This is a genomic window from Paenibacillus xylanexedens, from assembly GCF_007680605.1.
Classification (GTDB): Bacteria; Bacillota; Bacilli; order Paenibacillales; family Paenibacillaceae; genus Paenibacillus; species Paenibacillus xylanexedens_B.
On record NZ_VEIO01000054.1, the window covers coordinates 1 to 436 of the forward strand.

At 49.3% G+C, this 436-nt stretch carries 4 tRNA genes; all 4 read right to left on the reverse strand.

The window, feature by feature from the left end:
* Position 1: 1 nt before the first annotated feature.
* A tRNA-Val gene (locus FS818_RS28335) sits at positions 2-77 on the reverse strand.
* 98 nt (positions 78-175) lie between these two features.
* Positions 176-250, reverse strand: a tRNA-Glu gene (locus FS818_RS28340).
* Between the two features lie 17 nt (positions 251-267).
* A tRNA-Ser gene (locus tag FS818_RS28345) sits at positions 268-359 on the reverse strand.
* A gap of 1 nt (position 360) precedes the next feature.
* Positions 361-436 (reverse strand) — tRNA-Asn (locus FS818_RS28350).

The window sequence follows — 436 nt, forward strand, 5'->3', positions numbered from 1 at the left end:
ATGGTGGAGGCTGAGGGGATCGAACCCCCGACCCTCTGCTTGTAAGGCAGATGCTCTCCCAGCTGAGCTAAGCCTCCGAACAACACATTTATGATCTTACCATAAATTCGATATGAAAATCAACTCTTTTTTTGAAGTGATGAGTTTCTCATCTCAGTATATAGTTTGAAAATAATGGTGACCCGTAGGGGATTCGAACCCCTGTTACCTCCGTGAAAGGGAGGTGTCTTAACCCCTTGACCAACGGGCCTTACTAAAGAAGAATTATGGCGGAGAGAGAGGGATTCGAACCCTCGAGACGCTTGTGACGCCTACACGATTTCCAATCGTGCTCCTTCGGCCAGCTCGGACACCTCTCCATGGCTCCCCGAACAGGACTCGAACCTGTGACAACTCGATTAACAGTCGAGTGCTCTACCAACTGAGCTATCAGGGA